At 62.1% G+C, this 14,521-nt stretch carries 14 protein-coding genes and 1 pseudogene; 11 read left to right on the top strand and 4 right to left on the bottom strand.

Annotated elements, in window-relative coordinates:
• Positions 1-155: 155 nt before the first annotated feature.
• The 7 genes from C487_RS21935 to C487_RS00955 all read left to right on the top strand — a co-directional run bounded on the left by C487_RS21935 (position 156) and on the right by C487_RS00955 (position 7,884).
• Complete coding sequence (locus tag C487_RS21935; protein ID WP_083864450.1) at positions 156-914, top strand: helix-turn-helix transcriptional regulator; 759 nt, start codon at positions 156-158, stop codon at positions 912-914.
• A 563-nt stretch (positions 915-1,477) separates the two neighbouring features.
• Positions 1,478-2,254 carry a halocin C8-like domain-containing protein gene (locus C487_RS00980; RefSeq protein WP_083864448.1) on the top strand — a complete coding sequence of 259 codons (777 nt, stop codon included), beginning with the start codon at positions 1,478-1,480 and terminating at the stop codon, positions 2,252-2,254.
• Positions 2,255-2,332: 78 nt separating this feature from the next.
• Positions 2,333-2,710, top strand: a complete 378-nt coding sequence (locus C487_RS00975; RefSeq protein ID WP_006183789.1) for a hypothetical protein — start codon at positions 2,333-2,335, stop codon at positions 2,708-2,710.
• Entirely contained in the window at positions 2,700-4,313 is a 1,614-nt protein-coding gene (locus C487_RS00970) for a hypothetical protein (protein WP_006183788.1), read from the top strand. The genes C487_RS00975 and C487_RS00970 overlap by 11 nt, the downstream gene beginning before the upstream one ends.
• 639 nt (positions 4,314-4,952) lie before the next feature.
• Entirely contained in the window at positions 4,953-6,638 is a 1,686-nt protein-coding gene (gene pyrG / locus C487_RS00965) for a glutamine hydrolyzing CTP synthase (protein WP_006183787.1), read from the top strand.
• Positions 6,638-7,555 (top strand): glutamine-hydrolyzing GMP synthase, encoded by a 918-nt coding sequence (gene guaA / locus C487_RS00960; RefSeq protein WP_006183786.1) that lies wholly within the window; start codon positions 6,638-6,640, stop codon positions 7,553-7,555. Before pyrG ends, guaA begins: the two co-directional genes overlap by 1 nt.
• Positions 7,552-7,884, top strand: a complete 333-nt coding sequence (locus C487_RS00955) for a DUF7126 family protein (RefSeq protein WP_006183784.1) — start codon at positions 7,552-7,554, stop codon at positions 7,882-7,884. The genes guaA and C487_RS00955 overlap by 4 nt, the downstream gene beginning before the upstream one ends.
• Before the next feature lie 628 nt (positions 7,885-8,512).
• Here C487_RS00955 and C487_RS00950 read toward each other — a convergent pair.
• The 3 genes and pseudogenes from C487_RS00950 to C487_RS22150 form a co-directional block, all read right to left on the bottom strand.
• Positions 8,513-9,280 (bottom strand): 5-formyltetrahydrofolate cyclo-ligase, encoded by a 768-nt coding sequence (locus C487_RS00950; protein WP_006183783.1) that lies wholly within the window; start codon positions 9,278-9,280, stop codon positions 8,513-8,515.
• Positions 9,258-9,818: a MogA/MoaB family molybdenum cofactor biosynthesis protein gene (locus C487_RS00945; protein ID WP_006183782.1), complete on the bottom strand. Its 561-nt coding sequence runs from the start codon at positions 9,816-9,818 to the stop codon at positions 9,258-9,260. The genes C487_RS00950 and C487_RS00945 overlap by 23 nt, the downstream gene beginning before the upstream one ends.
• A 177-nt stretch (positions 9,819-9,995) precedes the next feature.
• Positions 9,996-10,181, bottom strand: a pseudogene (locus C487_RS22150) (hypothetical protein); the annotation flags it as partial.
• A 123-nt stretch (positions 10,182-10,304) separates the two neighbouring features.
• Here C487_RS22150 and C487_RS00940 point away from each other — a divergent pair.
• Together C487_RS00940 and C487_RS00935 are read left to right on the top strand one after the other, a co-directional pair.
• A complete protein-coding gene (locus tag C487_RS00940; RefSeq protein ID WP_006183781.1) occupies positions 10,305-11,330 on the top strand; it encodes a zinc-binding dehydrogenase in 1,026 nt (341 codons plus the stop codon).
• Positions 11,331-11,442: 112 nt separating this feature from the next.
• Positions 11,443-11,757: a hypothetical protein gene (locus C487_RS00935; protein WP_049907760.1), complete on the top strand. Its 315-nt coding sequence runs from the start codon at positions 11,443-11,445 to the stop codon at positions 11,755-11,757.
• 68 nt (positions 11,758-11,825) lie between these two features.
• Here C487_RS00935 and C487_RS00930 read toward each other — a convergent pair whose 3' ends face one another.
• Positions 11,826-12,143: a DUF7853 family protein gene (locus tag C487_RS00930; protein ID WP_006183778.1), complete on the bottom strand. Its 318-nt coding sequence runs from the start codon at positions 12,141-12,143 to the stop codon at positions 11,826-11,828.
• Between the two features lie 221 nt (positions 12,144-12,364).
• Here C487_RS00930 and C487_RS00925 point away from each other — a divergent pair, with 221 nt between their 5' ends.
• Together C487_RS00925 and C487_RS00920 are read left to right on the top strand one after the other, a co-directional pair.
• Positions 12,365-13,438, top strand: coding sequence for an alkaline phosphatase family protein (locus tag C487_RS00925; RefSeq protein WP_006183777.1), 1,074 nt, complete (start codon positions 12,365-12,367; stop codon positions 13,436-13,438).
• On the top strand, positions 13,435-14,178 hold the full coding sequence (locus tag C487_RS00920; protein ID WP_006183776.1) for a class I SAM-dependent methyltransferase: 744 nt from the start codon (positions 13,435-13,437) through the stop codon (positions 14,176-14,178). The genes C487_RS00925 and C487_RS00920 overlap by 4 nt, the downstream gene beginning before the upstream one ends.
• Positions 14,179-14,521: the final 343 nt, after the last annotated feature.

Here is a 14,521-nt window from a genome sequence, read left to right as displayed (position 1 = left end):
ATAGAGAGAATACCTAGTTCGCCACATCCGTTCCGGATAGGTATAGATCTATGAATTAGTCAATGTAGTGTATAGTTGAGGAGTGTTATCGTATGATATGTAAAAACACATAATCACATAAAGTTTTATTGAAGTTCATGTAGTAGCGTTCGATAATGGGGACAGCCAGTGAACAAATAGCGTATTTGTCCCGGTCTGCGAACCGGCCCCGACTGTTACGATCGATCGCAGATCAACCAGGTACTCCGTCGGATCTCGTTGAACGGTGTTCTATCTCGCGAGCAACTGTTCAAAGGATTATCGCGGATTTCGAGAATTACGGGTGGGTCATAAAGAACAACGGTAAATACGGTCTCACTGCTGCAGGATCACTTATACTGGAAACATATGAGGAGACAATAACAAAAATAGATCAAATTATCGAAACAAAACCAGTCCTTCGTCAATTCTCCTCGGGGAATGAACCGCCCGTGCGACCGCTTTCGCAAAGCGATATCGTGGTCGCGTCCGACGACCAACCCCACGCCCCGGTGTTCCATTATCGAAAGCAGTTAACTTGTCGCACAATTGAGGCGCAATATATTGTCGATCCGATCGCAAATCCGACCTTCGATGAGATTCATCATGACCTGTACGAAGAGTGTCAATCTGTAACTGTGATACTTAATTCGAATTTTGAGACTTCTATCGAGAATAGTGGGTGGTTAGTGGATGTATCCCCGGAGGAACTGTATGTGTACCCTGGAAAGCTTTCGGTCGGTCTAGTTATCTCAGAAGATGATGTGCTAGCAATATTTTACGACGAAGATTGGTCAGTGAAGGTGTGTGTCGACAGTACAAATAAGAATGTCGTACGGTGGTTTACATTATACGTGATGGAAAAGAAGGCCGACGCGAAACGACTATCCAAATAATCTGAGAATCGAGTTCTGTGTAATTTCACTCCTGCGTGATGTACAGCGCGATGAATTACCATGCGTTCTCTTTTATTATGGCCATCAAATGATCACGTTCTCAGTAACCGGATTCGGTCGAAACCAGGGATTCACCTTGCGGTAGCATGGATCTATTCTCTTTGAGAAGCGACGCAACGGAGCGAGTAGTACAGTAGTGCGAGGGGAGACATGTCTCAAACACTGCCTCTACCTCCGTTTATTACGTAACGCATCCGAGGAGACCCCTTCGAACACGTGGCGGACGACGATTGAGTAACTGTAATCACACGCTCTCGGACAACTGATCGACCAAGATGCTATTGATCGGTGTGGCAAAAGGGTCAGATCGGAACTACTCGAGACCCGATCTCACCGAGCAATCAGTAAACAGTGGCCGATAGAACGTAGATCGTTGACGTGATGGCGTCAAACCGTATATTAAAACCTATTTTCTCCCTCCGACACACGTCTCACGACCTGAATGTACATACATCAATTAATTATAATCTGTAGTGTATTATATCTCGATCTGGGTCGCTACCATGGCAGACCGGAACAACGATACTACGTACAACCGTCGAAAGGTGCTTCGAATGGGGACCGCAACCGCAGCGCTAACGACGATCGGTATCGGCTCCGTCAGTGCTGAGACTCCAGACGGTTTCGACAAACTGACTGATTCGGAAGCAACGGAAGTGTATGAACGGCTCCAAGACACGCCCGAGTTCCGGAAACTCGAGAGGGAGGTACGTAAAGAGGGAAATACTCTCGCCGACCACGATATCACCGCAGGTAGAGTCGATGGGAAGGACCGGCTTGAACTCGTCTCAGTCCCGATAGCGGGTTCGAGTGCCGACGAGGCATATCTCACGATCGGACGATCGCTTGATTCAGCAGAAGTGACGATTGCGTCGCTCGAGTACGTCGAGAGATCGATCGAACGACCGTCCGCCGATGTGCAGTCTATTGACGACGTAGAGGGTACAATTACCGCACGCGTCGTCGACGCGCTCGATGGGATGGAAGAAACGGTACACGACGTATCGCTTGACTCCTCTGGTCCGGCCGCCGAATCGGACGAAATCTCGGTAGCGTTTGATATCGGGTGTGCAGGATGTAAAACCGCGGTCAAGCAAATCTGTCGGATCGGATGCGGAGCGTCAACTGCTTTCATTTGTGGCGTTCTTACCGGACTCGGGTACATCACGGGCGGTGCGTGCTTCGCATTCACGCAGGCCGCTTGTGCTGCGATCAGCCAGGTTGGCTGTGATTCCCCCGCCAAAGATATCTGCTCTCATCCGAAGCTAGACCTCTGCTGACGGTTCGGAATCGAGTACGGCTGCATAATCGGAACGTATTTATTATTTCATTTCCAATACTAATACAGATGAGATACAATGATCCAAAAACGCCTCGAGTTACTGACGGCAAATAAACTTCTCATCGGAAACGCGCTTCTGCTCGCGCTTTGCGGAATCGTACTGTACGGGCTCGTCGAGATCGACGTTTCGGATTGGTACGCGACGGCAGGGGTTTTCGTTCTCTTGTCGGCCCTCTGTTACGGAATCGGTACCGTACTTTTCGATCACCGACCGCGCTCGCTCGCGGGTGGTGGTTTCGGACTCCTTCTGGCTGCAGGATTCGTAGTTCTCTTCGCACCGATTACCACTGATGATGCGCTGGTTGTCGTCGGTGCCGGCGTTTGGATCGTCGTCGCAATTCCGTTCTTCGGCGAAGCAGCGGGCCTGAACACGCCGGATGAGCATGGGGAATAATCACGTTCGTCTCGTCTTTTCGACGACGCTCCGTCGGGGTGGCCGTCGGCTGATAGCCGATCGCCGACGGTTGTTGTTGCTGGTCGCGAGTCTCCTCGTTACGACGCCGGTCTGGTATCGCGGTATTCGCATCGTGTATCGGTACGGACGAAGATGGGTAACGGGTAAGCCACCGATCCCGCTTCCCGACCTTCTCGGGGGCCAACTGTCTTTCCTGGCAATTCTCGTCGTCGGGCTCACCGTGCTTCGAACAATCCTAGAGATCGGCTATCCGGATGAACCGGCGTTCGTCCTGCTCGCCGCGCCCGCAGCGGACGTCGCCACCGGATTGGTACTCGCCGAGTGCGTTCGCGTCGTACTCGTCCTTGGTGTCCCGACAACTGCCGTCTGGACCGTCTTTGCGCTTGGGATGGATGCGCCACTGCTCGTCGTCACCGGCGGAGTATCCGTCGCATCGTTTCTCATTGCATGTGTCCTCGGCGGGTACCTACTCGGGCTCGGTGCGATGCCAGTCGTCCGACGAATCGATCGTCGAGTGCTGTACGGTCTTTTCGCTGTTGTTCTCGCAGTCGTTATCGCCGGTCTCGAGCGGACTCCGTCTCTCCTCGCGTCGTTTCCAGAAGCCGTCCGTTCCCTGGAGGCGATCCAGATGCCCTTGTCCGTGTATACGAACCTCGCGCTTCTCGGTTCGCCCGCCGTTTCGACGGCCAGTTCGGTGGATTCCGCCCTTTCGATCGCTGCGGCGGTTGCGCTTCCGCTCTGTCTCCTCGGCGCGGTCCGAACGGTCGCGCCTGCAGTCTGGTGGCGATCCTCCAAGCGATCCGCCGGTGCCAAACCGACGCGAGCGGTCGCAACGGGACACCTCCCATTCGAGAGTCACCCGTCGGTTCGCGTTGCTCGGATACAGATACTTCGCGGGGTTCGAAACCCCGCTGGTCTCGCACACGTGTTCGTCGCTGCGTTCGTGTTGCTCCCGACAGGAGTCTCGCTCCTCGGAGAACCGCTGCCGGTCGCGCTGCTCGTCGGCCCGCCTATCGTTTCAGTGGCAACCGTCTGGGCCGCTGGCGCACTCTTCTGTCTGAACCCGATCGGTGACAGCGGACCGATGTACTCACAACTCGTCCTCGCGACCGTTCCCGATCGGTGCTTCATCGCCGGCCGGATGCTCGCGGGCCTTGTTATTACGCTTCCACCCGCAACGATACTGCTTGCAGTAGCTGGCATCGTGGGCCCGATTACGATCCCACAGACAGCGGTACTGACCGGGTTCACTGTGCTGTCTGCGATCTGTGCGACGGCAGTTGGAAGCGGTCTCGGTTGTCTGGTGCCGGCAACCCATCGATCGACCCGAGCCGACGGCCGAACCGTCGTCACTCCGCATCTCACCGTACTCGGGCTCTACTCGTTTCTCGTCGGAGTCGGTGGGTTGGTCGGTTTGCTCCTCGTATTTCTTCCGGACGTGTTCACGATCGTCGTACCGTCCGTACCTGCCGACACGATTCAAACGTGGGGTGGACTTGCCCTATTGACGAGTTGTACTGCGATCAGCATCCTCTCGTATCGCTACGCGGCGGCCCGGTTCGCACGGTACGAGTTGTATTGACCCGTTCCGATCGATTGCCCGTGATTCGTGACGGGTTCTACCGCTCGCTCGTATCGAACTCGATTCCACACTTCACATCCACGAGTTGATGCGAGAAAAACAGGGACGCACCGTAACCGGCCATGAGCAGTCCGTGGAACGATCCGACAATCTCACGTGTTCGCAGACGAACGTTACGGCCATCACTGCGGTGAACACGAACCCGCCGAATCGGTGGCTGCTACACCCTCAGGCCCAGACGACAGCGAGTTCGTCGTCGCTCCAAACCGCTACGAAGTTGCGAGCGGAGGTGGGGACGTGGAATTCGATTACTGCGGGGTCGCGAGCGGATACCATGGCCGTGACGACCCGTGACTCGTGTCAGTCCGACATCTCGACGGGCCGCGAGCCTCGGCGTGCGGCCCGTTCGCGGGTACGCTCGAGCGACTCGAGCCCGGCCGGCGAGTTCCAGTATGGGTGTTACCACACTTCACATCATCGAAATACGGGACGAAGCGCCCGGGTGAGACGTGACGGTGGACGACCGTCGTAGTCGCGGCCGTGACAGTGACCGTCTCCAACGGCAATGGGGGGGGACAACCCCTGTCGGGGGCGGTTCGCTCCCGAAATCGTTTTCAAGCGGTCGCGCGCACACTCGGTATGCCGACGGAATCGGACACTCATTATGACCCCTCGCTGGGGAACAAGTTCATCTTCGTCACCGGCGGCGTCATGTCGGGACTCGGCAAAGGGATTACGGCCGCAAGCACCGGCCGACTCCTCAAAAACGCCGGGTTCGACGTCACCGCGGTGAAGATCGACCCGTACCTGAACGTCGACGCGGGAACGATGAACCCCTACCAGCACGGGGAGGTCTACGTCTTGGAGGATGGGGGCGAGGTCGACCTCGATCTGGGGAACTACGAACGGTTCCTCGATATCGACATGACCTCGGATCACAACATCACGACGGGCAAGACCTACCAGCACGTCATCGAGAAGGAACGCGCGGGTGACTACCTGGGCAAGACGGTCCAGATCATTCCTCACATCACCGACGATATCAAGCGGCGCATCCGCGAGGCCGCGGAAGGCACCGACGTCTGTATCATCGAAGTCGGCGGCACCGTCGGCGACATCGAGGGGATGCCCTACCTCGAGGCCCTGCGACAGTTCGCCCACGAGGAACCCGAGGAAAACGTCCTCTTTACCCACGTGACTCTCGTCCCGTACTCGAAAAACGGCGAGCAAAAGACCAAGCCGACCCAGCACTCGGTCAAGGAGGTCCGTTCGATCGGCCTCCAACCGGACGTGATCGTCGGCCGGTGTGAGGATCGGCTCGATCCCGAAACGAAGGAGAAGATCGCGCTGTTCTGTGACATTCCCACGGAAGCGGTGTTCTCGAACCCCGACGTCGAGGACGTCTATCACGTGCCCCTGATGGTCGAAGACGAGGGGTTAGACCAGTACGTCCTCGAGCACTTCGGACTCGCCGACGAGGCCCTACCGGAAGGCGAGCGGGCGAACGAGTGGCGCGAGATCGTCACGACCGAGAAAGACGGCGAGATCGACATCGCACTGGTCGGCAAGTACGATCTCGAGGACGCGTACATGTCGATCCACGAGTCGCTGAAACACGCCGGCTTCGAGGTCGGCAGCGATGTCAACGTTCACTGGGTCGCGGCCGACGAGTTGAGCGAGGGCCACGACGGCCAACTCGAGGGGATGGACGGGGTCATCGTTCCCGGCGGGTTCGGGATGCGCGGCTCCGAAGGGAAGATCCGCGCGGTTCAGTACGCCCGTGAGAACGACGTTCCGTTCCTCGGACTCTGTCTGGGCTTCCAGATGGCGGTCGTCGAGTACGCCCGGAACGTGCTCGGTCTCGAGGAAGCACACTCCGCCGAGATGGAAGCGGACACGCCCCATCCCGTCATCGACATCCTGCCCGAGCAGTACGAGGTCGAGGACATGGGCGGCACGATGCGACTCGGCGAGCACACGACGGTCATCGAGCCCGAGACGCTCGCCTACGACCTGTACGGGGACACCTCCTGTAGCGAACGGCACCGCCACCGCTACGAGGTCAACCCCGAGTACTTCGACGCCTTCGAGGACGAACCGCTCGTCTTCTCGGGCACCGCGGGCAACCGGATGGAGATCCTCGAACTCGAGGAGCATCCGTTCTTCGTCGGGACGCAGTTCCACCCCGAGTACACGTCACGACCCGGTCAGCCGAGTCCGCCCTTCCTCGGACTCGTCGAAGCGACCCTCGAGCGGACCGACGACGAGGCCGAGCGCGACCCCGAGAATGCGGATACCGACACCGAAACCGAGGTAACCCACTGATGGTAGACACCGAAACGTTCGTTCCAGACGCAGTCGCAGAGATCGACGAGGAAATCGGCGACGCCAACGCCGTCATCGCCCTCTCGGGCGGTGTCGACTCCTCGGTCGCCGCCGCCCTGGCCTACGAAGCGATCGGCGACCGACTCACGCCCGTCTACGTCGACACCGGCCTGATGCGGAAAGGCGAGACCGACCAAATCCGCGAAACCTTCGACTACATGGAATCGCTCCGGATCGTCGACGCGAAAGACCGATTCCTCGACGCGCTCGAGGGAACCACCGATCCCGAGGAGAAACGCGAGATTATCGGCGAGCAGTTCATCCGGGAGTTCGAGCGCGAGGCGAAAGACGCCGACGCCGACTACCTCGTGCAGGGAACGATCTACCCCGATCGCATCGAGAGCGAGGGCGGGATCAAGTCCCACCACAACGTCGGCGGCCTTCCGGAGGTCGTCGACTTCGAGGGGATCGTCGAACCCGTCCGCGACCTCTACAAGGACGAGGTCCGCGAAGTCGCGCGCCATCTCGGTCTCGAGGAGGTCGTCTCCGAGCGGATGCCGTTCCCCGGTCCCGGGCTCGCCGTCCGAATCATCGGCGAGATCACCGAGGAGAAACTCGAGGTCGCACGCGAGGCCAACCACGTCGTCGAGGAGGAACTCGAGGAGTACGAGCCGTGGCAGGCGCTGGCGGCCGTCATCGGCAAGGCGACGGGCGTCAAGGGAGACAACCGCGTCCACGGCTGGGTGGTTTCCGTCCGTTCGGTCGAGTCACGCGACGGGATGACCGCCCGCGCCCAGGAGATCGATTGGGAGACGCTCCAACGGATGCAGTCCCGGATCACGGGCTCCCACGAGAACGTCGCCCGCGTCGTCTACGACGTGACCCACAAACCGCCCGCGACGATCGAGTACGAATGAGTTCCGCGACGACTGCCGTCGTCGCCGGTCCCGACGAGGACGACATTGGGGCTGCACTCGAGAGCGAAGGCGTCACGGTGAGCCGACTCGACGGCGTCATCTCCCGCCCCCAACTCGAGGAAGCTGGCGTCGTCACGGCCGACCTGTACGTCCTGACCGATGTCGGACAGGCGACGACGATCCCGATCGTCTGCGATCTGAACGACGAGGTCCGGACCGTCGTCTACGCCCACCGGACCGTTCCCGAGTTCGTCAAGGGGCAACTCGACATCGCGATCGATCCGCAGTTGATGGACGCGAGCGTCGTCGCCGACGAACTCGTCGACTGACGCTTTCGGACCCGACCGCCGAGCCGGGCTGGCGGTTGGGGCATCGATTCGGTCGCCAGTATCGCCGTTTCGTCCTGTCCGTTTTTCGAACGGCTGTCTCAGCAGTATAAACTTTCTCACCGCCGATTTCGACCGAATAAAATCGAATTGAACTCGGCGGAACTCGGCGTAAAATCGGTGTACCATCACCCCCGTTCAAGTGATAGCCGCCGCTATGTCGCGATGGAGGTCGACGGGCAGGCCCCTGTCTCTTATACACNCCGCCGATTTCGACCGAATAAAATCGAATTGAACTCGGCGGAACTCGGCGTAAAATCGGTGTACCATCACCCCCGTTCAAGTGATAGCCGCCGCTATGTCGCGATGGAGGTCGACGGGCAGGCCCCACCGATGGCACCCACCACTGCTCCCGCGACTTCCAGCAACCCCACCACAGCACCCTTCCCCCACCACTGCCAACCGATTTCGCTGACGCGGGCCCACCCCACCGGCTCGCGTCACACCCTGCGATTCTGGCATCGGGACGCGGCGGATTCCGTCGCGTCCCGGGGATGGACCCCCTTCTGTCGACGCCGCCGGCTCCAGTCGATCCATCACCAGCGACCGCCCCGCAGTCACCCGGATCGCGCTACGAGGTCCGTAGCCGCTCCAGAACCGGAATCTCCGCGAGTCGGTCGTCCGTGAGCAGGTCCCAATCGATACCGGTCGGCTGCGCGCTCCCCTCCGGACGGAACGCGCGCTCGGGCGTGACGACGAGATCCATCGCAACGTCGTGGGCCTCGATCGCGACCGACGCCGCGATCAGTTGTCGCTCGTGGACGGTAGTCGCAACGGGCGTCGCGTCGTCGACGAGACCGAGTTCCCGGAGGACGGCGTACTCGAGGTCGCTGTAGCCCTCTCCCTTTCCGATCCGGCCGCCCTCCTCGGTGACCGCGACGCTCCCGGAGACGATCAGGTCGACGCGGTCGATCGCGCCCGGGCCGACCTGTTCGCCGTGTGTCGACGAGCCGGAGACAGTGGTCGCCGCGTCGTAGTCCTCGAGGTCGTCCGGATCGAGCTTCAGGAAACACCGCTCGTCGGCCAGCCGCGGCACGGCCATGTAGACCGTCTTGCCCTCGCGCAGCGCCCGCCGCCGGACGGGGAGTTGCGGTGCGTCGGGGTTCGCTTTGATCGTCGTCGCTTCGGCCCACTCGGGCTGGTCGGCCAGTCGGTCGGCGGCCTCGCTCGCCCCGGCGAAGTTCGGAATGCGGCCGTGGGGCGGGAACGGAAAGCGGGCTTCGCCGCGTTCCTGCAGGTCGTCCCAGACGCGTTCGCGGACGGCGTCCTTGTCGAGCCGGTCGGTCGCGTCCCCATCACGGTCGGAAGCGCCCACGTCAGGCACCTCCGTCGGCCGCATCCGCGTCGGTCGAGTCGTCCTCGTCCGGCTCCTCGCGTGCGAGCCCGACGAGCATGGGCGCTTCCGACAGGATGATCTCCTCGAGCGCGAGGCGAACCGCGTCGGCGTCGCCGGGGAGACAGAAGACCGGCGTTCCGTCGGCGACGCCCGCGAGGGTCCGCGCGGCGACGGTTTTCGTTCCGACTCGGTCGTACGCCAGGAAGGTAAACAGTTCGCTGAACGCGGTCAGTTCCTTCTCGAGGAGCGGCTCGACGGCGTCGAGCGTGATGTCGGTCGGTTCGACGCTGGTCGCGCCGGCGGAAATCACGATGTCGACGTCGTCGCGATCGATCAGTCGCGAGACGATCGACTGGACCTTGTCGTGGTCCGCGCCGACGTGCTCTCGGACCGTGACTTCGTTGCCGTCGTCCTCGAGCGCCGTGATGATCGCCTCGCCGGCCTCGTCGGTAGCGAGGCTCCGATTCGAGGAGACCGTGACGACGCCGGTACAGAGCGTCACGTCGTCGGGGTCGGCGTCGCTGGTGGTCGGCTTGTTCATACGTCGCCTTCGAAAGCCGGCGGGTAAAAACTACGCACACGCGTCTCCGCTTCGGGTGACGTCCTCCGCGCCGTAAACGGCGCGGCTTCCCGGCATGGGAATGCCAGCGATAGTAGCAACTGAACGTCAATGCACACCTGATCGCACGACGGCGTTGCGATCAGTGTGTCAATCGTTTCAGTTGCTACTATAACTCTCGCTCTTGCTGGCAGCGGGTTCCGACCCGTGGAAAGCCGAGAGGGACATCCGCGGGGGGTCGTCGCTCGTCTCTCGGTGGGCCCTGGCGCTGTCACAGGCGCTCCCATCCCGTGAGATGTCATCGCCCGCCGGTTTCAGCGGCAGGCTCTCACCCCACGGGTCGTGGCAGCCAGCTTAGAGCGGCGGAGGTCGTGGTCCACCGCTGGCTGTATCGGACGGCTGTGGCCAGCAACCGCCGGCTGCTGGTAGCCAAACTGTTATGCGCGGCGTTTCCGTTGGCTTGCGTATATGCAGGCAGTTCAATTCGCGGAGCACGGCGACACCGACGTCATCGAGTACGGGGAGTACCCCGACCCCGAGATCGACCGGGACGAGGTGCTGGTCGACATCAAGGCGGCCGCACTCAACCACCTGGACATCTGGACCCGGCGGGGGATGCCGGGGATCGACCTCGAGATGCCTCACATTCCGGGCAGCGACGGGGCCGGCGTCGTGACGGAGATCGGCGCGGACGTCACGCGCTTCGAGGAGGGCGATCGCGTCGCGCTCTCGGCCGGCTGTGGCGACCTTCGAATGGACGACCCGACGCTCGATCCGCGATACCACATCATCGGCGAACACGTCACCGGCGTCCACTCCGAATACGCGGCGATCCCCGAGGACAACCTGATCCCCGTTCCCGAGCACGTCGACTGGGACGTCGCCGGCTCGAGCTGTCTGGTCTTTCAGACCGCCTGGCGGATGCTCATCGAGCGTGCCGACCTCGAGGCCGGCGAGACGGTTCTCGTGCTTGGCGCAAGCGGCGGGGTCGGCCACGCCGCACTGCAGATCGCCGACTACGCGGGCGCGGAGGTCTACGCGACCGGCAGCACCGAGGAAAAACTCGACTACGCCGAGGCCCACGGCGCGGATCACGTCTGTAACTACGAGGAGGAGGACTTCGCGGACTGGGTTCTCTCGGAGACGGACGGCCGGGGCGTGGACGTGGTCGTCGAACACGTCGGCGCGCCCACCTGGCAGAACTCGTTGAAGAGCCTGACCAAGGGCGGCCGGCTCGTCACCTGCGGCGGCACCGGCGGCGGCAATCCCGAGACGGACATCCCGCGTATCTTCTGGAACCAGCTCCAGATCATCGGCTCGACGATGGCGACGCCCGATCAGGTCGACGACGTGATGGAACTCGTCTGGGACGGGACGTTCGAGCCCGCGATCCGCGAGGACCTTCCGATGAGCGAGACCGCACGCGCCCACGAGATCATCCAGAACCGGGAAGGGTTCGGCAAGGTCGTCGTTCGCCCGGACAGCGAACGCTAACCGACGACCGCCGCACGGACGCGACCGCGTCCCGCTCGCTCGCCGCTCGGGGACGGACCTGTCAGGTCGGCCAACCGTGAGGGCTTTGACGATGCGGTCGAACGATCCGATAGTGAGCTCGAGCGACGACGGCGGCTACGTCCACGATCCAGCGGCGTTCGATACCGATGCCGACGGCGAACAGGGCGACGGGCCGGCCGACGGCGGGGGGGACGAACCGCCCCACCCCGCGACGGTCGACCGCGAGTTCGACTGGCGCGGCTGGGTTCTCGTCGGCGTCCTGTGTTTTGCCTTCCTCGTCGCTCCGGCGGCCATCTATCTCGTCCCGCCGGGTGCGGAGGGGTATCGCTTCGCACTGTTGATTCTCCCGCTTGTGCCCGCACTCTTGCTCGCGATTACCGCCGTCTGGGCGACGACGCGACCCTGAACGCGGCCGACGGCGAGCTGAGCGACGCGATACGGTCGGCGAAAACGAACCGGTGAGCGGTGCGTCGGCTACGCCTGCGCGTTCCGTCCGTCCTCGAGTTGGTCGAGGGCGGCCGTGCCGTGATCGACGTCCCGGTCGGGCGTCTCCTCGCGGTCGACGTACACGGCGAGCGCGTCATAGATGCGATCGGCCTGGGTGGCAGTGAGCCGGTCCGTGTCGCCGTCGGTCTCGAGTGTGTCGATCGCCTCGAGTACCCATTCGGGCGGCCGTTCGTCCGCGTCGAGTGCCTCGTCGAGGCGGGTCGCGAGGACGTGGTGGACGACCCAGCGTTCGTCTCTGGAGAGCGTGACTTCGTACGTCTCGGTATCCGGTGGTGAGGAGCTCATTTCGTCAGACTGGACCGGGATTGTCGGTCCTCGATCAACGCTACGAACACCGTCATAATAAGCCTTGTCACACCATGCCATAGTTGCTGCCTTCGATCGATCGACACCGGGCGGGGACAGGTCGCTCGGCCACTCGATCGTGTCGCGGCTGCTGACAGTCCGGTCGCCGATCAAAAGCTACTAACAGAATCGCGCCGATACACACACAGGAGCCGACGCTGATGGACCTCGCGACGTTATCCGAAAAGATCGCGACCGGATGCATCGGAGACACGCTCTCACGGCTCGTCCCCGCGACGCCGATCTGGGAGCGCGAGTGGGACGTCTGTTGTGTGCTCGACGGCTGCCGGCTCGATCTCATGCGCGAGGCGGCCGCCGCCGGCCATGAGACGCTCCCCAGCCCCGATGCGGTGGGTTCGCTGTGGTCGGTCGGGTCCCAATCGGCCGAGTGGATGGATCGGACCTTTGCCCCCGAACACCGCGAGGAGATGGCCCGCACCGCCTACGTGACCGGGAACCCCTTTTCGTCCCAATCCTGTGAACACATTCTCGTCACCTCCGACGATGTCCTGCCGCTCACGGCCGACGATTTCGGCGTCTTCCACGAGGCCTGGCGCGACGGGTGGGTCGACGACGACATCTCGACGATTCCGCCCGCGCCGCTGACCGACGCCGCGATCGCGATCTGGCGACATCGCCGGGAATTGGGCATCGACCGCATCGTCGTCCACTACATGCAGCCCCACGCCCCGTTCCGGTCGCAGCCGGGGTGGTTCTTCGGCTCGGCCGACATCGAACACTGGGGCCAATTCACCGACGGGGACGACGACGATGATGTCGATCTCGAGGCCCTCGACCCTGCGGACCGCGAGGCGCTCGAGGCGCTGGCCGACGCCGAGGACGATGCCGACGAGACGGACTCGATGAACGATCCCTGGCTGCGACTGCGCGACGGCGACCTCTCCTACGAGGCGGTCTGGGCGGCCTACCGGGACAACCTCGAGTGGGTGCTCGACGATCTCACGCGTCTGCTCACGAACTGCGACGGGCGGGTCGCGATGACCAGCGACCACGGCAACGCGATCGGCGAGTTCGGCGTCTGGTCGCATCCCCCCGGAACGCCGGTCCCCGCCCTCCGCCGGGTTCCCTGGGCGATCCGCGAGGGCCGGGATCGCGGGACCTGCGATCCCGCCCTCCCGACGGGGCTTCGCCAGCACGGCGCGGACGGCACGGAGCGGACGGAGGACCACGGTGGCGACATCGAATCGCGCCTCGAGGCGCTGGGCTACCGGTGACGGGCGCGCTCCGCGACGCAATCTACGCCGTTCGGAAGGCGCGGCTGCGACTCGAGCGCCGCCGCCTCGATTACGGCCGCGAAACGCGAGACAGGGCCGACCGACTGGCGGCAGTGCTCCCGGCGTCGGCCGCCGAACTGCGGGCGTACGAACGCGAGTACGACGACCTCGAGTGGTTTCACGAACGCTATGCCGATCGCGTCGATGCGATTCACGAGGCCGGCGTCGCGACCGACACGACCCACTGGCGCGACGGAGTGACGCTGTACGTCGTCTGTCGCGCCCTCGAGATCGAAACCGCCGTCGAGACCGGCGTTCTGTTCGGTTCGTTCGATGCGCACATCCTCGCCGCGATGGCCGAGAACGGTGGCGGAACGCTCCACTCGCTGGATCTGCCCGGTGGCCCGCCGGGGCCGTTCGAATACGGTCACCTGATCCCGGATCGCTGTCGCGACCGGTGGGAACTACATCTGGGTGACGCACGCGAGGTCTTGCCGAACCTGCTCGCGGCCGTCGGCCCCGTCGATCTGTTCCTCCACGACTCGGATCACCGACTCCCACATATGAAATTCGAGTACGAGACGGCGCTACCACGGGTTTCGCCCGGCGGGGTTCTGGCGAGTCACGACGTGCGACTCTCCGAATTGTTCGACCAGTTTACGGCGGAACACGGCCTCCCCGCCTGCATCGTCTGTGATACGGGCATCGCCGGCGTTCCGCCGCGGGAAAGCCCGGACTGAACCCAGGGAGCAACACTGCACATCGGGATCCGCCCACAGGCGGGCTACCAGTCCCCAGGCGATGGGAAAATCGCCGTGCCGAACCCGTCCTACGGGAGACCGATCGAGGAGACGGACGATACGAGGGTTGGTCCAGTCCGTAGAACACCCATTCCAAATAGGTGTTTTGATTAGTAATTCAAAATATAGGCAAGACTGGAGAACACTATACTGCGTTCGAACCGTGAATCACGACGATAGTCACGCCCTTCTCTCGAGAGACCGGACACTGGAACCACTTATGAGCCCCAGTTAGACATATATTGCGACAGATTCGCTTAAAACTCGAAAGTTATTCATCCAT

It is taken from the genome of Natrinema pallidum DSM 3751 (assembly GCF_000337615.1).
GTDB classification, from domain to species: Archaea; Halobacteriota; Halobacteria; order Halobacteriales; family Natrialbaceae; genus Natrinema; species Natrinema pallidum.
Note: the sequence above shows the minus strand (reverse complement) of the source record. Positions and strands in the feature narration are given on the sequence as shown.